The sequence below is a fragment of the Synechococcus sp. R70.1 genome, assembly GCF_047461675.1.
Taxonomy (GTDB): domain Bacteria; phylum Cyanobacteriota; class Cyanobacteriia; order Thermostichales; family Thermostichaceae; genus Thermostichus.
The window spans coordinates 164,482-182,031 of sequence record NZ_JANSHR010000026.1 but is presented as its reverse complement, the minus strand read 5'-3'; the positions used below and the strand labels follow the sequence as shown (position 1 = coordinate 182,031).

15 protein-coding genes are annotated in these 17,550 nt (G+C 61.1%); 11 read left to right on the top strand and 4 right to left on the bottom strand.

Annotated elements, in window-relative coordinates; all coding sequences use genetic code 11:
• Window positions 1-38: 38 nt before the first annotated feature.
• Window positions 39-1,334 (bottom strand): carboxyl-terminal processing protease CtpC, encoded by a 1,296-nt coding sequence (ctpC, locus tag NW807_RS03800; protein WP_414404762.1) that lies wholly within the window; start codon window positions 1,332-1,334, stop codon window positions 39-41.
• Between the two features lie 223 nt (window positions 1,335-1,557).
• Between ctpC and NW807_RS03795 the strand changes: the two genes are divergently transcribed.
• From NW807_RS03795 to NW807_RS03785, 3 genes are all read left to right on the top strand, one after another.
• On the top strand, window positions 1,558-2,910 hold the full coding sequence (locus NW807_RS03795; protein WP_414425324.1) for a glutamate-5-semialdehyde dehydrogenase: 1,353 nt from the start codon (window positions 1,558-1,560) through the stop codon (window positions 2,908-2,910).
• Window positions 2,911-3,057: 147 nt separating this feature from the next.
• Window positions 3,058-3,540 carry an RNA recognition motif domain-containing protein gene (locus tag NW807_RS03790; protein ID WP_414395138.1) on the top strand — a complete coding sequence of 161 codons (483 nt, stop codon included), beginning with the start codon at window positions 3,058-3,060 and terminating at the stop codon, window positions 3,538-3,540.
• 76 nt (window positions 3,541-3,616) lie between these two features.
• Window positions 3,617-4,411, top strand: a complete 795-nt coding sequence (locus NW807_RS03785; protein WP_414404765.1) for a DsbA family protein — start codon at window positions 3,617-3,619, stop codon at window positions 4,409-4,411.
• 52 nt (window positions 4,412-4,463) lie between these two features.
• On the opposite strand, the gene NW807_RS03780 is transcribed toward NW807_RS03785, so the two are convergent.
• Window positions 4,464-5,471: an SPOR domain-containing protein gene (locus NW807_RS03780; RefSeq protein ID WP_414420428.1), complete on the bottom strand. Its 1,008-nt coding sequence runs from the start codon at window positions 5,469-5,471 to the stop codon at window positions 4,464-4,466.
• A 202-nt stretch (window positions 5,472-5,673) separates the two neighbouring features.
• Complete coding sequence (locus NW807_RS03775) at window positions 5,674-6,081, bottom strand: hypothetical protein (RefSeq protein WP_414395143.1); 408 nt, start codon at window positions 6,079-6,081, stop codon at window positions 5,674-5,676.
• 94 nt (window positions 6,082-6,175) lie between these two features.
• On the opposite strand from NW807_RS03775, the gene recJ reads away from it, so the two are divergent.
• From recJ to NW807_RS03735, 8 genes are all read left to right on the top strand, one after another.
• Window positions 6,176-8,614: a single-stranded-DNA-specific exonuclease RecJ gene (gene recJ / locus NW807_RS03770; protein ID WP_414425323.1), complete on the top strand. Its 2,439-nt coding sequence runs from the start codon at window positions 6,176-6,178 to the stop codon at window positions 8,612-8,614.
• Window positions 8,604-9,269, top strand: coding sequence for a metallophosphoesterase family protein (locus NW807_RS03765; RefSeq protein ID WP_414394360.1), 666 nt, complete (start codon window positions 8,604-8,606; stop codon window positions 9,267-9,269). The genes recJ and NW807_RS03765 overlap by 11 nt, the downstream gene beginning before the upstream one ends.
• 99 nt (window positions 9,270-9,368) lie before the next feature.
• A complete protein-coding gene (rdgB, locus tag NW807_RS03760; RefSeq protein WP_414394358.1) occupies window positions 9,369-9,962 on the top strand; it encodes an RdgB/HAM1 family non-canonical purine NTP pyrophosphatase in 594 nt (197 codons plus the stop codon).
• A gap of 74 nt (window positions 9,963-10,036) precedes the next feature.
• A complete protein-coding gene (locus tag NW807_RS03755) occupies window positions 10,037-11,149 on the top strand; it encodes a hypothetical protein (RefSeq protein ID WP_414425322.1) in 1,113 nt (370 codons plus the stop codon).
• A 22-nt stretch (window positions 11,150-11,171) separates the two neighbouring features.
• Window positions 11,172-11,810 (top strand): dTMP kinase, encoded by a 639-nt coding sequence (tmk, locus tag NW807_RS03750; protein WP_414394355.1) that lies wholly within the window; start codon window positions 11,172-11,174, stop codon window positions 11,808-11,810.
• Between the two features lie 119 nt (window positions 11,811-11,929).
• Window positions 11,930-12,916, top strand: coding sequence for a CHAD domain-containing protein (locus NW807_RS03745; RefSeq protein WP_414425321.1), 987 nt, complete (start codon window positions 11,930-11,932; stop codon window positions 12,914-12,916).
• 91 nt (window positions 12,917-13,007) lie between these two features.
• Window positions 13,008-14,078, top strand: a complete 1,071-nt coding sequence (locus NW807_RS03740) for a spermidine/putrescine ABC transporter substrate-binding protein (protein ID WP_414404773.1) — start codon at window positions 13,008-13,010, stop codon at window positions 14,076-14,078.
• Window positions 14,079-14,178: 100 nt separating this feature from the next.
• On the top strand, window positions 14,179-14,322 hold the full coding sequence (locus NW807_RS03735) for a high light inducible protein (RefSeq protein ID WP_414346668.1): 144 nt from the start codon (window positions 14,179-14,181) through the stop codon (window positions 14,320-14,322).
• 71 nt (window positions 14,323-14,393) lie between these two features.
• Here the strand turns inward: NW807_RS03735 and NW807_RS03730 are convergent.
• Window positions 14,394-17,550 (bottom strand): response regulator (locus NW807_RS03730; RefSeq protein WP_414425320.1); only part of this gene is annotated, 3,157 nt, incomplete at its 5' end.

The window sequence follows — 17,550 nt, the reverse complement described above, 5'->3', positions numbered from 1 at the left end:
CCGACGATAAAGCCTTTCCCACCTAGGGTTAGCACCGCCTACCGAGAAGAGGAACGAACGACGCTGGAAGCCTGTTGCCGGCGGGCCGCAATTTGGGCCTGGAGGGCGCGAATGGCAGCCGCATACTGCGGATCAGCGGCAGTGGCTACCAGTTCGCGGTTCTTGCTGAGGCGCTTCAGATCTGCCTCCGACAGCTCCACCACAATGTCGGGGGTGATACCCTTTTGGTCAATCTCGGTGCCCTTGGGAGTGCGGTAGCGGGCAATGGTGACTGCCAACCCCGACCCGTCGGAGAGGGGATGCACCGACTGCACCAGGCCCTTGCCAAAGGTTGGCGTGCCAACAATCACAGCGCGCCGGTTATCTTGCAAGGCGCCGGAGAGGATCTCGCTGGCGCTGGCAGAACCCCCATCCACCAAGACGGCCAAAGGCTTGTCGGTGAGGGCGCTGTTGTTGGCCACAAGGCGATCCTGCTCCCCTTGCCGATTCACCGTCGAGACAATGCTCCCCCGATTGATCCACAGGCGCGCAATTTCGGCACTGGCGTGGAGCAGCCCCCCAGGATTGGCCCGTAGATCCAGCACGTAGCCAGCCACCCCTTGTTTTTCCAGGTCGCGAATGGCCTGGCGCACCTTTTCGGCGGCGTTGCCGGAAAATTGGGTGATGCGGATATAGCCAATGAGCAGGCCATTTTCTTTGCGAGCCTCGTGGCGTACTGTAGCTAGCTCAATTCTCTCCCGCACCAAGTCAAACACCTTCAGCCCTTCTCCCTCGCGGCGAATGGTTAGCCGCACCCGGGTGCCTGGCTCACCGCGAATGAGGCTGACGGCAGTATTGGTGTCCATGCCCTCGGTGGATCGGTCGTCGATACGCACGATAACGTCCTTGGACTTGATCCCAGCGCGATCGGCAGGGGATCCCTCAATTGGCGAGATCACAACCAGCTCATTGGTCTCCTGATCCACACCCAGCGTGATCCCCACGCCGGTCAGCTCCCCCGAGGTGTCGATCTGCATGCTGGCAAACTGCTCCGGATCCAAGAAGCGGGTGTAGGGATCGTTGAGCTTCTTAAGGGCCTCGCGAATGGCCTTGTAGGCCTCCTCGCGGGTGGCATATTCTCTGCTGAGCAGCTCGCGGCGCACCGCTTCCCAGTCGACGGAGTTAAAGGAAGGATCGACGTACTCCCGATTGACGATCTGCCAAACTTCGTCCACCACTTCTTTGGGATCCCGGCGAAACCCCGCCCAACCTGGCATGGATAGCTGCACGCCAACCAACGACACGGCTGTAACCACGGCAGCCGTTGCACTCACCACAAACCCACGTTTTCTCATCGGCTCTCCTGGAAAACACGGTACTGGTTGAAGATGGGCTGGGTTTTGCCAGACTAGGCTCCTCTAGGGGCAGCTAGCAGCGTCCAAATTCTGATAGGCTGCTGAGAGTGCTGCCCAGTTTTGCCCAAGCTAGCATAGGGATTCTGGCAAGGCTGCTCCCAGGATCCCATTAGATTGCAACTTTTTGTAGTCTCTTGGGTTGGGTTTTGTTGCCTCTCTGCCCATGTCTCCTGGAGCTCCTGCAAGAACTGCCAACTCCTCCCTGCTAGTTCAGGTGCAGACGGCTCGAGCTGCCGCCCAGCGCACAGCCACCTTGCCCACTGAGGTTCGGGATGCGGCTCTCGAGGCCATGGCCACAGCTTTACTGGAACAGCAAGAGGCCATCCTAGCGGCCAATCGGGAAGATCTGGAGCGGGCAGCGGAGCAGGTTAAAAGGGGGGAGTTGTCGGCTGCGGCCTATGCCCGCCTAAAGTTGGATGCCCACAAGTTGGCGGAGATGGTAGCTGGAGTCCAGCAGGTGAGGCGGCTGCCCGACCCGGTAGGGCGATCCCTCCTCATCCGCGAGCTGGACGAGGGGCTGGTGCTGGAGCGGCGCACCTATCCCCTGGGAGTGCTAGGCGTCATCTTTGAGTCGCGGCCCGACGCCCTGGTGCAAATTGCCGCCCTAGCGGTAAAGACGGGCAACAGCGTCCTGCTCAAAGGCGGATCGGAGGCGCTCTGCTCCTGCCAAGCGTTGATGGCCGCGCTGCAGGCGGGGCTGCGGCAAGTTCCCGACTTTCCTAGGGGATCTTTGCAGTTGCTCACCCGTCGCGAGGAGATTAAAGAGCTGCTGCAACTGGAAGGTCTGGTGGACCTAATCATTCCCCGCGGCTCCAGCAGCTTTGTCCGCTACATTATGGAGAATACCCGCATCCCGGTTCTGGGCCATGCGGATGGGCTGTGCCACCTGTACGTGGATCGGGCTGCTGATGTGGACATGGCGGTGAGGCTAACCCTAGATAGCAAAACCCAGTACCCTGCCGCCTGCAACGCCATCGAGACCCTATTAGTCCATGCAGAGATTGCTCCCCGGTTTTTGCCTCTGGCCGTGCAAGCGCTGCGCGAGAAAGGGGTAGAGTTGCGCGGGGATCCCCGCTGCCGCGAGCTGGTGCCCGATCTGATCCCGGCCACTGAAGCTGACTGGAGCACTGAGTACGCCGACTTGATTCTAGCCATTAAAATGGTGGATTCCCTCGACGAGGCCATTGCCCACATTCAACGGTACGGATCCCGGCACACCGAGGCCATCGTGACCGAAGATGCCGTCGCTGCCCAGCGCTTTCTCGACGAAGTGGACGCAGCAGGGGTCTTTCACAACGCCTCCACCCGCTTTGCCGATGGCTTTCGCTACGGCTTTGGGGCAGAAGTGGGCATTAGCACCCAAAAGCTGCCACCCCGGGGCCCGGTAGGCTTGGAAGGCCTAGTAACCTACCGCTACCAACTGCGGGGGCGAGGCCATCTTGTAGCTGACTATACCGGCCCTCAGGCCCGTCCCTTCCTGCATCGGGATCGCTTAAACGTTACCGGCTTAGCCTAGAAGGGATCCCCTTGACCAGCTGGGTTGTCTTAACTTTTTTGGCTAAAAGTTGAGGTAAATTTTTAAAAGGTGGCCTTATGCGGCGCTTCTGGATTGGCCCTGTGCAGGCTGGACTTCTGTCCTCTCGCTAAGGAGCTTCACGGTTTTATGCCCGTTCGTCTGTACGTTGGAAATCTGCCGGCAGAGGTAGATCGCGAGGCCCTGGAGAAGCTCTTCAGATCTGCAGGTGAGGTCATTTCCACCAAGGTCATTCGGGATCGGAAGACCGGCAAGTGCCGCGGCTTTGGTTTTGTTACGGTAAGCACTGAGGAACAGGCGCAGCAGTATATCGAGAAATTCAACGGCCACAGCTTTGGCGACGTCAACTTGCGCATTGAACTTGCCCAGCCGCGCGAGAAACGGGAAGGTGCCGAAGCCAAAGCAGCAGTCTCCCCTTCCCCCGCCAAGGACTCCGCCCGGGAACCGGCCAAAGGTTCCAAAACGGCAGGGGAGAAGTCTACTTCAGGCAAGAAGCAGCGCCAGCGTGTCAAGGCGGGCCCTGAGGCAAAAGAGGCTGTTGAGCCGGATCCCCGCTGGGCCAGCCAGTTGCAGCGGATCAAGGAGCAGCTTTTGCAAGCCACCCACTCCTAACCCCCCAAAGGGGTGGTAGACAGGGCTGCTGCCTGGGCTTAGCCTAATAAAAGCTTGTACTCGAGGGGGAGTTGGGATGGGAAGTCTGGCGAGGGCTTTTGGCAGGTGGGGACAAGGGCTGGCCAAGCTCGGCCTGCTCGGCATGCTCCTAGTTTGGCTGGGAATGAGCGGCACGGCACCTGTTGTCTTTGCAGCTCCGGCAGACCTGGAGAAGCAGGTGCTGGAGATCATCCGCAAGAATCCGCAGGTGATCCTGGAGGCCGTGCAGGAGTACCAGCAGCGGCAGTATGAAGAGCAGCAGCGGCAACAGCAGAAGCTAGCAGAAGAGTTTGGCCGGCAGTTGCGGCAGAACCCCCGCGCTGTCATTGGCGATTCCCCCAGAACCGGCTCCGAGTCCTTGCGGCTAGTTTTGGTGGAGTTTTCCGACTTTCAGTGTCCCTTCTGTGCCCGTGCCCATCAGACTCTGAAGGAGTTCATGGCTAGACATGGGGACGAGGTAACCTTGGTGTACAAGCACCTGCCCTTGACCAGCATTCACCCTGAGGCGATGGCGGCAGCGCGCGCCGCTTGGGCTGCTCACCGCCAGGGCAAGTTTTGGGAGTTCCACGACGAGCTGTTTGCCAACCAGTCCCAGCTAGGGGAGGAGTTTTACGTAGCTACAGCCCAAAAGCTGGGCTTGAACGTGGAGAAGTTCAATCGGGATCGGCGCAGCCGGGCGGCAGAGCGGGCTGTACAGCGAGACATGGATCTGGCCTCTCAACTGGGCATCAGCGGTACCCCCCATTTCATCTTGAACGGCATTGCCTTCTCGGGGGCTCAGCCTTTGGAAGTGTTTGAGCAGACGCTGCAACAGGCCAAGCAGGCTCGCTAGGACTCCACCCCTGTCTCCCTCTCACGGCACGGCAGGCCTGAAGGGGGAGCATTTACTTCACCGGCAAAATGCGGGCATCAAACCCCGCCTCGGCTAGGCTGCGCCGCGCTCGTTCGGCATTGGCCCGCTGCCGGTAGGTGCCCACCTGAATCACTGAGCCGCGCACAAAGGCATCGGGCGCAAACTGCCGCACCTTGGGCAGCGCCTCTTCGCCAGCCTGAACCACCACCCAAAACCCGGCCGAGCTAGCCGCAGGCAAGGATGGAGGAGAATCCCGAACTAGGATAGGTTGGGAGCGGCGCAGGTCAGCGGGAAAGATCCCTGCCTCGTAGCCGTGGCTAGCTAGGTAACGCACTTGCTCGCTGGCCGTTGCCAGATCGGCAAAGCCGCCGGTGCGCACAACCCGCCGGCTGTCGTAGATTAGGGGCAGGGATCCCGGCAGCAGGTGCTCCAAAGCAGCCAATTTCTCGCCGCTGGGATCGGCCACCAACACCCAATAGCGTTCCCCTTGGGCAGGCTCCTCAGGTGGTGAAGCGGCATTCTCTTCTGCCAGCGACACGACCACTGCCGGCAAGCCCTGAGCAGTCAGCCAACGGGCCTGTTCCTGCGCCAGTGATAGGCGAGAGAAAGTCCCCGTCTGTAGGGCAGGCTGGCCGCGGTAACGCACCTCTATAGCCTGGGGAAAGAAGCGGCGTACCCGCTCCTCCAGCCGTGGATCTCTGCTGGGGTTGGGCACTTGGGTGGCAAAAGGCCGCTGCGGGTCGAAAGGGGGAGCCGTTGGCGGGGCAAGAAAGGCTGGCGGCAGGGGTGGATCCCTGTCTTGGCGGCTCACCACCCGCACGGGCAGCCCTAGCTGTTCCAACTCGGCCTGGCGGCGTTGGGCGTGGCTGCGGTTGACAAACGTTCCCGCCAGAATGAAGACCTGGCCATCCCCCTGCACAAAATAGGCATCCGGCACCTGCCTGCGCACCTGAGCTAAGGCTTCTGGTCGCTCAGCCAGGACATGGACTTGGTAACGGATTAGGGCAAAGGCAGGCGGCAGGGCAAGGAGACTAGCCACCAGGGAGCTGCCCCACCAAGCCGCCATTGTCAGCCTTGGCCAAGCCCTGCTAGGCAAGAGACTAGTCTCTCCCCCCCACCTAGCCCACTGTCGGTCTCTCCTTTGGCGGCAGTGGCGCAGCCCAGCGTTCACAGGAGAAGCGCAATGAGGTCTACCTCCAGTATAGTGAGGAGGATTTGGCAACGCTTGCTGCCTGCACTCCCTAGAAGCGACGGCGACGGTAGCTGTAGCGACGCGGGACAGCAGGGGCAGGGGATCCTCCCAGGGAAAAGCGAATGATCTCAGTCTTGTAGGGTTGGGAGCCTTCCGTGTAGCGGGCAAGCTGAATGGCGGATCCCTGGCCAGAGGGAAGAGCTGGCAGAGAGGAATCTGGCCAAGCAGCTTCGAGGGCGATGAAAAACTGCGAGCGCAGCAGCACCTCCCAGGGGGAAAGGGGCTTGGTTTGCTCGGGCACCAGGCGGCCTAGCGCAATCTGAAGACGCGGCCCCCCTTGCCGGGATCTCCAGAGCTGACGCGCCAAACTCCCCAGGGACGCCTGCTCAGAGGCTCGGACCAGCAGCTTCAGTCCCCTCAGGGGGTTGAGGCTGTAGGTAAGTAGGAGAGAGTACATCGGCAGCCAGCCAGCGGAGGAGCGTTTTGAAGTAAGCTCAAAAAGGATCTCTAGGCTCACTGTAGCACTGCCATTTGGCTATCTAACTCTGGCGATGGCGGCAATCCTCGAGCAGCGCTGGCTACTCCAGCCTGAGGACCAGCCAAGGGCGCGCCAGTTGGCGGAGGCGGTGGGGATTTCGCCTCTGCTGGCTCAGATCCTGCTCAACCGCGGCCTCCGCAGCCCTGCCGAGGTTCGCCACTACCTGCAGCCGGATCCCTCCTGCTTGCCGCCGCCCAGCCGGGACTTCGCCGACCTGCCCCTGGCGGTAGAGCTGTTGGAGAAAGCCCTGCGCCAGCAGGAGCCCATCGCCATCTGCGGCGACTACGATGCCGACGGCATGACCAGCACAGCCCTGCTGCTGCGGGCGCTGCGGGGCACGCCGGTGGTTTACCGCATTCCCAGCCGCCTTACGGAGGGCTATGGCCTTAACAGCCGCATGGTGCAGGAGCTGCACCGCGAAGGGGTGCGCCTTATCCTCACCGTAGACAACGGCATCGCTGCCCACGAGCCCATCCGTTTAGCCAAAGAGCTGGGGCTGGCGGTGATCGTGACCGATCACCACGATCTGCCCTCCCAATTGCCCCCTGCCGACGCCATCCTCAACCCCAAGCAGCTCCCAGAGTCGTCTCCCTACCGGGGAATGGCCGGGGTGGGGGTGGCCTACCTACTGGCCCAGGCCTTGGCGGAGCGCCGCGGCGATGAACGGCTAGGGCGAGTGGCGCTGGAGCTGTGTACAGTGGGCACCATTGCCGATTTGGCCCCTCTGACAGGGGTAAACCGCCTCTGGGTGCAGCAGGGGCTAGCCCTTTTGCCCACTTCCCAGGTGGCCGGGATCCGCGCCCTCTTGGCGGTGATGGGAATGACGGGATCCCCGGAGGAGCTGCGGCCAGAGTGGGTAGGGTTTGGCTTGGGGCCCCGCATCAACGCCATTGGGCGAATTGGCCGACCGGCAATGGGGATTCAACTGCTGACCACCGACGATCCCCAGCAGGCGGAGAAACTTGCCCGCCGCTGTGAACGCCTCAACCAGGTGCGGCAGGAGATGTGCAGCCGCATCGAGGCCGAGGCTTTGGAGCAGATTGCCCAGCGAGGGTGGGATCTGCCGCAGGAGCGGGTGTTAATCCTTTTGGGAACCCCCCAGCAGCGCTGGCACAAAGGGGTCATTGGCCTGGTGGCCGCGCGGCTGGCGGAGCGCTTTGGCTGTCCAGTATTTATCGGCAGCCAGTCGCGCCAGGGGGAGATTACTGGCTCGGCGCGGCAGGGGATCCCGGAGTTCGACGTGTTCCAGGCCCTGGAGTTCTGCAAAGATCTGTTTACTAAGCATGGCGGCCACCCAGCCGCCGGCGGCTTTAGCCTAAAAGCAGAGAACTGGCCCCTTTTGGAAAAGCGGCTGCGGCAATTGGCCCAACAGCGCCTGCAGCCAGAACAAATCCGGCCCCTGGTGCAGATTGACCTGGAGGTGGCGTTAGCTGACCTCACCCTTGATCTCTATCGAGAGTTGCAGCGCCTCCAGCCCTGCGGTATCGGCAACCCGGAGCCGGTCTTCTGTAGCCGCAACCTGCAGGTGCTGCAGCAGCAGCGATTTGGCCCCCGACCTGGCCCTGGGTGCGGTGTTTCCTCAGCCGAGAATGCCCCCAGTCACTTGAAGCTGCTGCTGCAGGATCCCCCTGAGTCCTGCCGCTCTCCCCTGGGAGCCAGGGCCCGCCGCCGTCCCCTCTGGGCCACTGTCTGGCGAGGGGCCGCAGCCTATCCCCTGCCCGAGCGGATTGATGTTGCCTACACCCTCAAAGCCAAGCGGTGGGAAGACGAGACCCAACTAGAGCTGGAAATTCTCGGGATCCGGCCTGCCCAAGCGGCTAGTCCCGGAAAATCCTCCCCCTCCCAACAGAGAAGGGATCTCTCCCCCCTTCTTCTCTACCGCCCTGCTCCGCCTCTCATCCGACCGCTGCGGTGGCAGGTTGTGGATCGCTTTTCTGACCTCCTGCCCCAGGCGCAGGGAACCATCCTCTTCTACGGCTTTCGCCGTCCCACCTTGGTTCTGGCACCTGAGCGGCGCTCTCCGCTGACTCTTGACTACGACCGCCCCCAGGCGGGCCGCCGCTACGACCAATTGTGGCTGTGGAGCTGGCCCCCCTCTTTGGAGCACCTCAAGTGGCTGCTCCACTGCCTTTCTGGCGAAGCGCCGCTCATTGCCGTGCATCAGCAGACCGTGCCCCTACCCTCCGCGGCCACCCTACAACGGCAACTGCGCCACTACCTGCAAACCTATCCGCAGGTGGATCTGTTGCGCCTAGGCCAGCAGTGGTGGCTGTCGCCAGCGCTCCTGGTGGCGGGCCTGCGTTCGTTGGGGCATGCTTGCCCTGAGTTTGGTCCAACGGGATCCCTGGAAGAAGAGCTGGAGGCCCAACGGGCCTGGTACCGCAGCTCCTGGGAGCAAGTGGCCGCTCTGCTTCAGGGATCCCCAACGCCGCTGCTGCGCTATGGGGCTTAAACTGCTGCTTGGCTCTGACTACCACGGCAACGACCGGCTGATCCGGCAGGCCCTGGCCTATCTGCCGCAGGTGGATGGCTACATCAACTGCGGCGATTTCTGCTCCAAGGCCGGCAAGCCCTCCCGCAACGCCACCCAAGGCTTTCATCCGGCAGCCCCAGCCGAGGTAGCCCAGCTGCAGTCTTTTCTGGCGGCAGTGGATGGGCTAGGCAAGCCCTGGCTCTTTCTGCCCGGCAACCACGACCCAGCCGCCACAGTGTTGGAGGCCCTGGCCGGCAATTGGGGACAGGCCATTACCCAGTCCTGTTGCTTTGAGTGGCTAGGGCTGCAGGTGCTGGCAGTGCCCTGGACGCCTCCCTGCGGCTGGAGCTGGACGCTTACCCGCAGTCACCTGCAAGAGCTACTTGCCCTTTACAGCCAACTGCCGCATCGCATTGACCTGCTGCTTAGCCACGCGCCGCCGCGGGGCTTGTTGGACGAAGGGGGCAAGTGGTACCACCGCCGCATGCCCACTCTGCGTCCCCTTTTGGATCTGCTCCAGCCGCGCTACTACATCTGCGGCCACATGCACTGGGATGGGGGAAAGGTAGAACGGTGGGGATCTACCCTCGTCATCAACACAGCCTTGCACAACATGCTTTTGGAGATCCACTGAGAAGCAGAGAGCGCGGGCTTAACGGCCAGAGAGGGTAGCCCTGCAGATTGCAGCCAAGCGCTCGGCTAAGATAGCGGAGCCAGATGAGTTTCACTCCCCATGCCCCGTTCCCTAGTTCTGGCCAGCAGCAACCCCGGTAAATGGCGGGAGTTCCACGCCTTTTTCCAGGCCCATGCTCCCCGGTGGGAGTTGCGTCCCCTGCCGGCAGCGATAGAAGTGGAGGAAAGCGGCAGCACGTTTGTCGAAAATGCCCTTCTCAAAGCCAAGGCCGTAGCAACGGCTCTGGGGGAGTGGGCCATTGCCGATGACTCTGGCCTGGCGGTGGCAGCCCTGGGGGGTGCCCCTGGGGTTCATTCGGCCCGCTATGCCCCTGACGATGCCGCCCGCATTCAGCGACTGCTGCGGGAGATGGAAGGGATCTCCAACCGCCAAGCTACCTTCCACTGCGCCATCGCTGTAGTGGATCCCCAGGGCCAGGTGCAGGCATTGGTAGAGGGTCTCTGCCACGGGGAAATCTTGACCCAGCCCCGGGGAGAGGGGGGGTTTGGCTACGACCCGCTCTTCTGGGTGCCAGAGGTGGGGCTGACTTTTGCTGAGATGAGCCCAACGCAAAAAGAAGCCGTCAGCCACCGCGGCCAGGCCTTGAGGGCTCTCAAGGAGCAGTTGCTTATCCTGGAGCGCCGTCTAGGCTAGCTTGGAGAAAGAGCTGCAAGTCCAACTCGGTCTAGGAAGATGGGAGTGCCAGTCTTGCGTTGGGAGCCTGAAGAATGACCTTCTCTGAGGAGCGCGATCCAGACCGTTTTCCAGACGCAACGGCTGCTAGCGGCCAGGGGAATGCCTCCGCTCCCAGCAGCTCGGAGTCCCAAGGCCGGCGTTCCCCACCTCCCCTGCCGGAGGAAGGTCCTGGCCCCTCTGAGGAAAGTGCGGAAGACTGGCTGGAGGATGAAGAGGCCCAGAACGACGGGAAGGCGTCCGCCGCTCCTCTTGCCAGGCGCGCGCTGCCAGCGGAGGAGGCTAAAGAGAGGGCCACCCCAGGCCGAGAAGCTGCTGCTGGATCTTCGCGGGCTGCTGATCGCATTAGGGGGACGGCGTCCTCTCGGCCCGGCCCTGCTGGACAAGCCTTGGTTCCCCGGCGCCTTGTCTCTAGCAACCGGGGCTTTGAGGGATCCGCCCGCTCTTCCGCCTATGCCGGCTCCTACAGGGGTGACGATGGCTCCACCTCCAGCTACGGGGGAAGAGGAGGATATGGAGGGGGAGGCCGCAGCGGCAGATCTTCAGGGGGGATCTCCTCCTCGGATCTGACGGCTTTGCTGGTGGTGGCCCTGCTGGCTTTTTTCGGAGGGTTTGCCATCCGCAACATCTTTGCCGAGTCGGGCGGCTTTGACGATGAGCGCCCCATTCGCGCTGCCAATGTGCCGGCGGCTTTTCGGGATTTTTGCTTTGCCTACAACGGCACCGCCTCCTTTACCGTGGTCCAACTCACCAGTGTCTCTGCCCTCACCGTGGCCTCGGTGCCCATCTACAAAGTGGATACCTGCACCATTCCCGTCAGCCAAACGGCCAATGCCCTGCAGGCCTTGGGCATCCGCGGACGGGCGAACACTCTAGGCCCCCAACTGGGGGGATCCAACCTCACCCTCATCCAGCTTCCCTTGGCCAGCAGCTTGGCCCGCGCCCTCTACAGCCAGTTTCCCGGCTTGGCTGCCCAAGGCGACGAGGCGCAGGTTTTGTCCCAACTGGAAACCACTATCAACAACGCCTTGCGTTCCAACCTCGAAGGGCTGGCCCTGCAAAACCTGCAGCCCACCAACATCCCCGATGTGTACGTGATGGTGCCAGGCCACTCCTTTGACTTGCAGCCACAGCTTGAGCTGCGCTAGTCCTTCGGCCAGGGATGGGGAAGTGTTCATCACTCTAGAAGGTGGGGAGGGGGTAGGTAAAACTACCCAGCAAGCCCTGCTTGCGCTGCAGCTTCGCCAGGCGGGCTATCCCTGTCTGTGTACCCGCGAGCCGGGAGGGACGGCGCTGGGCCGGGCGCTGCGGGAGATCTTGTTGCATGGGGATCCCCTGACGCCGCTGGCTGAGTTGTTTCTGTACGCGGCAGACCGGGCTGAGCATGTGCAAAAGTGTATCCTTCCCGCTTTGGCAGCCGGCCAGGTGGTGGTTTGCGACCGCTTCACCGATTCCACCCTGGCCTACCAGGGCTACGGACGGGGGCTGGATTTGCAGCAGGTTCGCCAGCTTAACCACTTGGCCACTGGCGGTCTGCAGCCGCATCTCACCCTATGGCTGGATCTCCCGCCAGAGGTGGGGCTAGCGAGAAAGGCCTCCGGCCCGCTGGCGCGAACCGGGCTTGCCGACAGGCTCGAACAGGAGCGCCTGGAGTTTCACCGCCGCGTCCACCAGGGCTTCCAGACGCTGGCTGCCGCCGAGCCGCAGCGGATTGTCCGCATTGACGCCGAGGGATCCCCCTTGGAGGTGGCTGCCCGCATCTGGTCGGTGGTCAAGCCTCGCCTGCTGACAGCAGTCCCAAGGCCCTAGACGAAAGGTTAAGATTTGGTTAAAAAGGGGGGAGCAGGGGGCGGCTCAAGCTAGCCTGCCTAGGGCAAGGGGGTTTTGCCGCTCTTTGGAGGTGTTGTCGTGGGTAGAGGAGACTTGCGGTGGACATCATTGCTGCTGAATCGAAAACTGAGAGCCTCGGCAAGACGGAGTCCTCGGAGTCACTCTTGCTCTCGTCTTCAAGCTTGCCCCCGCTAGCTGCTTTGGCCCACCAACTGCTGAGCCAGCAATGGCAGCGGCTGCAGAAGCATGTGGGGAGAGTGCTCAAGCACCACCCGGAGGCGGCAGAATCCCTTCATCAGATCCGGGTGAGCTTGCGCCGCATCGGCACCTGGGCGGAAGTGTTTCAGGGATCCCTGCGCCTGCCCAAGCCGCTCAGGCCCAAACGTTTGCGAAAGTTGATCAAGACGCTAGGCCAGCAGCGGGATCTGGACGTGTTGCTAGAAATCCTCCACGAACCCTGTTGGCAAGGGATCCCGGCAGACCAGCAGGCGGAGCTAGAGGAGCTGAAGGAAAAGCTGCAGCGGCGCCAAGCTCAAGCCGAGAAACACTCCCGCCGCATTCTGGCAGAGGAGGACTTCCTGAAGTTCCAGGCTGCTTGCGAAGAGTGGCTGGTTTCTCCTCGCTACCGGCCTGCGGCCCAGCTTCCTGTGCAGGAGAGCTTGCCCCATCTTTTGGCGCCGCTAGTGGCGGCGTGGTTCCTGCAGCCGGGCTGGCGGATCCCGGCCTTCCCCGAAACCGAAGCTCAGGCTGAACAACTGCATGACCTGCGCAAAGCCACCAAACGCCTGCGCTACCAGCTAGAGTTTTTTGCACCTTTCTACGGAGAGACCCTCCAAAGCTGGGTGAAGGCCCTCAAGCGTCTGCAGGAACAGTTGGGCCGCTTTAATGACTTGCAAGTTCTCCAGGCCCAGCTACCTGTCGACTCAAGCTTGCAGAACTGGCTGCAGGAACAACAGAAGCTGGCTCTCCAAGATTGGCCCGCGCAGCAACAGCGTTACTGCAACCCTGCCGAGCAGCAGCGGCTATATCAGTTGCTCTTCTTGGCTGGGGAGAGCAGCAACGGGGAAGTCCAGGTGGTAGGCTAGAGCAGGGATTTGAACCGCGATTGGCTGGACAGGATCGCTCCAGATCCATGGCTAAGTGTAAGGGCGACGTCCAGCTCCACTAGGTTTGAAAATGCCCATGAAAAAGAGAATTGCCACGGCCGTTGCTTTGCTCTGCTGTCTACTGGCCCTGCTTTTCTTTTGGCGCTTAGGAACTGCTGCCCGAAAACCAACCCTCCAACTCTACATCTGGTCGGAATACATTGACCCAGCCATTCTCACGGCCTTTGAGAAAGCCACTAACAGCCGCGTAGTGGTGAGTGTGTACGAGTCCAACGAGGACATGATTGCCAAGCTGCGGGGGGGCGGCGTCAGCCAGTACGACATTGTCGTGCCCACCGACTACGTTGTGCCCAACATGGTGGAGCTGGGCCTGCTGCAGCCTCTCAACAAAAACCTCATTCCCAATCTCCGCAACCTGGACGAGAAGTTTGTCGGCTTGCCCTTTGACCCAGAAAACACCTACACCGTTCCCTACCAGTGGGGCACCACCGGCATTGGCTACCGCAAAGACCGCCTGCCGGAAAACTTTGAGCGTTCCTGGGGGCTGATCTTTGATCCTAAGCAGCAGTACGGCCCCTTTGTGATGATCGACGAGATGCGCTCTATGCTTGCGGCTGCCGCCTTCTACCTGGGCTTTGACCCCAGTACTACCGTTCCCGCAGAGCTGCAGCAGATTCAGGAGCTGTTGATTCAAGCCAAACGCCGCAGCGCCGGTCTCATTGGCGGGGTGGGCGGCAAAAATCAACTGGTCTCCGGAACAGCCAATGTGGCGGTTGTCTACAGCGGCGATGCCCTGCAAGCTGCCGAAGAAAATCCCAACATTGGCTACTTTGTCCCCCGCGAGGGCGCCCACATTTGGCTTGACGTGATGGCCATCCCTGCCAAAGCTCCTAACCCGGAGCTGGCCAACCGCTTCATCAACTTCATTCTGGAGCCAGAAATTGGCGCTCAACTGAGCAACTACAACCGCTTTGCTACCCCCAACGCTGCTGCCCTACCCAGGATCAACCCCCGGGATCGCCAAAACCCAGCCATATACCCCGATGAGACGACCTTTGCCAGGCTAAAGTACCTCAAAGTGCTGTCGCAGGAGCAGCTACGTCTGGTTGACGCTGTCTGGACTGCCGTCAAAAGCAGCTAGGGATCCACTGCCTGCGGCTTGTTAGCTCTCGACACAAAACTTGACACTTTTTAATATCTGAGCCACATTGGGAATGTCACCTACTGATGGAGTTGCAGCCATGGAAAACCAAGAAGCTAAGTTTGGCTTTACGCCCTTTGCCGAAAAATGGAATGGCCGTCTGGCGATGCTGGGCTTTGTAATCGGCGTTTTGACCGAGCTGCTCACGGGCCAAGGGATCCTCTCTCAAATCGGCCTGATGTAATCCCAAGCCCTGGCACAGACCCTTTCTGCTCGGCTGGCAGCCGAGCTTTTGCTTTGCTAAGGCTCTACCCCCTACAAATTCTGCAAGTACTGGCAAATGTCGGCTAGGATGCGCTCCAGCTCCTCTAGGCCCTGGGAAGCCCTGGCCCATTCTGGTGCAGCACTGTCCAGGGATCCCTGCTGGGCCAGTTGCACCCCCAGGTGCTCGAGCTCGCGGGCTGCTTGAGAAAAGGCATGGGCCCCCACGTTGGCGCTGGCTCCCTTGAGGCGGTGGGCAATTTTCCTCAAGTCTTCAGCATTACCCGCTGCAACGGCTTGGCGCAGCCGCGGCAACTGGTTCTGGCAATCCTGGACGAACACCTGCAGCAGCTCCCGCTGAAACTGGCTGTCGCCGCCCGTAACCCGCTCCAAGCAAGCCGAGTCGATGGGATAGGGCAGCGTGGGATCAGAGTTGCCGCTGGCACCCTTAGGAGAAGGCGGAGCGGGCGAAGCCACCTCGGAGGTAGGCCCATTGGCTGCTCCTAGTGCGGAGGAGGCGATCTGGCGGCTCCAGTAGTTGATCACTCTCTCCAAATCCTCCTTTAGCACCGGCTTACTGAGATAGTCGTCCATCCCTGCTTGCAGGCAGCGCTCCCGATCCTCGTGCATAGCGTTGGCCGTGATGGCAATCACCACGGTGTGGTGGCCAGATCCCTGCTCCCGCTGGCGCAGACGGCGGGTGGCCTCGTAGCCGTCCATTACTGGCATTTGGCAATCCATGAAAATGAGGTCGTACTTGACTTGCTCCAGCAGATCCAATACTTCTTGGCCGTTGGCCACCGCATCCGCCAAGTAGCCCAAGCTCTGGAGCTGGCGCAGGGCCACCTTCTGGTTGACGGGGTTGTCTTCTGCTAGCAGGATGCGCAGGGATTGCTGGGGACGGCTGGGTGAGGGCGCACTTTGGGAAGCGGCAGTGCTCATGGATAGCAGCGAAGTGGCCAGGCCAGAGGATTTGCCCAGCGCCATGACCAACGCTTCCTGCAGGCGGCTTTGTTTTACCGGCTTAACCAAGTAGGCGGCAAAGCCAATCTCGGCAGCGCGGCGGGAGTGCTCCCCCAGTCCCAGTGAAGTCATCATCACCAGTTGCGTCTGGGACAGTTCCGGATCGGCTTTGATCCAACGGCCCAAGGTCTCCCCATCCACCTCCGGCATCTGCATGTCCAAGACGGCCAGGGGGAAGGGTCTGCCTTCCCGAACGGCTTGGCGCAGTTTGTCCATAGCCTGATGGGCATTTTCGGCCTCTTCCACCACCATTCCCCAAGCCGTGGCCTGGCAGCGCAGGATCTTGCGATTGGTGGCATTGTCGTCCACCACCAACAGCCGCTTGCCCTGCAGATCGACAGGGATGCGGGTAGGGTTCTGGGAGATCTGTTGGCCGTAGGGTTGTCTTTCCAGGGTGAGCTCGACGCTGAAGGTGCTGCCGCGGCCCTCCTCGCTCTCTAGGAAGATCTTGCCCCCCATCAGCTCTGTCAGTTGCTTGCAAATGGCCAGGCCAAGTCCTGTGCCCCCGTACTTGCGGGTGGTGGAGGCATCCACTTGGGTAAAGGGCTGAAACAGCTTGGCTTGGGCCTCCTTGGGGATCCCGATCCCTGTATCCCTTACCGAAAGCCGGAGCTGGACGTGGGTGGTTGTTTCCTGCATCAGCTCGGCCTGGATGACCACCTCCCCTTGATGGGTAAACTTAATGGCATTGCTTACCAAATTGTTGAGGATTTGCCGCAGGCGCGACGCATCCCCCCGCAGATAGCGCGGCACTTCCGGTGGCATGAGCACTGCCAGCTCCAGGCCCTTGGCGTGGGCAGTGGAAGCAAACAGATCCGCCACCTCTTCTAGACACGAGCGGAGATCAAAATCCAGGATCTCCAGCTCCATTTCCCCGGCCTCCAATTTGGAGAAGTCCAGGATGTCGTTGATGAGAGTCAGCAGCGCATCGCCGCTGACGCGGATGGTCTCTACAAAGTCCCGCTGTTCTGCATTGAGGGGGGTCTCCAGCAGCAGGCCCGTCATCCCCAACACCGCGTTCATGGGGGTACGGATCTCGTGGCTCATGGTGGCCAAGAAGCTGCTTTTGGCCTGGGCAGCTTGCTCTGCCGCTTTGCGGGCTTGTTCTAGCTCGAGGCTGCGCTTTCTCTCTCGTTCCAAAAGGGCTGCCTGGGTGAGGGCAATGCCAATTTGGTTAGCCAGTTGCGATAGCAGCTCAATCTCAAACGGCTGCCACTGGCGGGGTGCCGAGCACTGGTGAGCCAGCAACAGCCCCCACAGCCGCTGCTCCATCAATAGGGGCACCACCAGGTTGGCCTTGACCTGCATTTTTCGCAGCAGCTCCAGGTAACAGGGCTCCAGCCCTTCGGTCTCCACGTTGCTGACGGCGCAAACCCGGCCCTGGCTGTAGAGCTGGGCGTACTTTTCCTGAAAACAGGGATCCTCGATCACCTCTCCCATCAAGGAGGGGATCCCCGGCTGAGTTTTCTCGTTGGAGATGATCCCGGATCCATCCGGCTGGAAGTGATAGACCAAAACGCGATCTGCCTTGAGCAGGGCTTGGATCTCCGTCACTGCCGTTTCCAGGATCTCGGCAATATCCAAAGATTGGCGGATCTTTAAGCTAAGATCGGCCAGGAGTTGAGCCCGCCGGCTCTGGCGCTCCAGCTCTTCGGCAGCTTTTTTGCGCTCGGTGATGTTGCGGAAGATGCCCCGCGTGGCGACCATCACCCCATCTTCAAAGCGGCAGTTGACATTGCCCTCCACCCAGACCGTTTCCCCGTTAGCAGTTACAAAGGCCGCCTCGACGTTTTCCAATAGCTCTCCTGCCATGAGCCTTTGAAAAAGCATCTGGCAGTGTTGCCGATAGTCGGGGTGGATGATGTCGAAAACCCTCATTTGCTGGATTTGAGTTTCGTCGTAGCCCAGGGTTTCTTTCCAGGCGCGGTTGACATACAAAAAGCGCCCTTCGGCATCCACGCTTTGGATGAGGTCAGTGGCATTTTCAAAGAGATCCCGGTAGCGCTCTTCGCTTTCTTTGAGGGCCAGCTCTGCCAGCTTGCGGTCGGTGATGTCGATGCCAGTGCTCATGAGAAACTCTGCCTCACCGTTGGCACCGATTAAGGCGGTATTGGTCCAGTCAATCAGCCGCAGTGCCCCTTGCTTGGTGCGCCAGAAGTTTTCATGGCGGTTCAAGAATAGGGAGGGA

Coding starts and splice junctions, on each gene's coding strand:
- NW807_RS03775 (WP_414395143.1), bottom strand. CDS start 6,081: ATGTACTCTCTCCTACTTACCTACAGCCTCAACCCCCTGAGGGGACTG.
- NW807_RS03735 (WP_414346668.1), top strand. CDS start 14,179: ATGGAAAACCAAGAAGCTAAGTTTGGCTTTACGCCCTTTGCCGAAAAA.
- NW807_RS03765 (WP_414394360.1), top strand. CDS start 8,604: ATGGGGCTTAAACTGCTGCTTGGCTCTGACTACCACGGCAACGACCGG.
- NW807_RS03755 (WP_414425322.1), top strand. CDS start 10,037: ATGACCTTCTCTGAGGAGCGCGATCCAGACCGTTTTCCAGACGCAACG.
- rdgB (WP_414394358.1), top strand. CDS start 9,369: ATGCCCCGTTCCCTAGTTCTGGCCAGCAGCAACCCCGGTAAATGGCGG.
- recJ (WP_414425323.1), top strand. CDS start 6,176: ATGGCGGCAATCCTCGAGCAGCGCTGGCTACTCCAGCCTGAGGACCAG.
- NW807_RS03740 (WP_414404773.1), top strand. CDS start 13,008: ATGCCCATGAAAAAGAGAATTGCCACGGCCGTTGCTTTGCTCTGCTGT.
- NW807_RS03790 (WP_414395138.1), top strand. CDS start 3,058: ATGCCCGTTCGTCTGTACGTTGGAAATCTGCCGGCAGAGGTAGATCGC.
- NW807_RS03785 (WP_414404765.1), top strand. CDS start 3,617: ATGGGAAGTCTGGCGAGGGCTTTTGGCAGGTGGGGACAAGGGCTGGCC.
- ctpC (WP_414404762.1), bottom strand. CDS start 1,334: ATGAGAAAACGTGGGTTTGTGGTGAGTGCAACGGCTGCCGTGGTTACA.
- NW807_RS03795 (WP_414425324.1), top strand. CDS start 1,558: ATGTCTCCTGGAGCTCCTGCAAGAACTGCCAACTCCTCCCTGCTAGTT.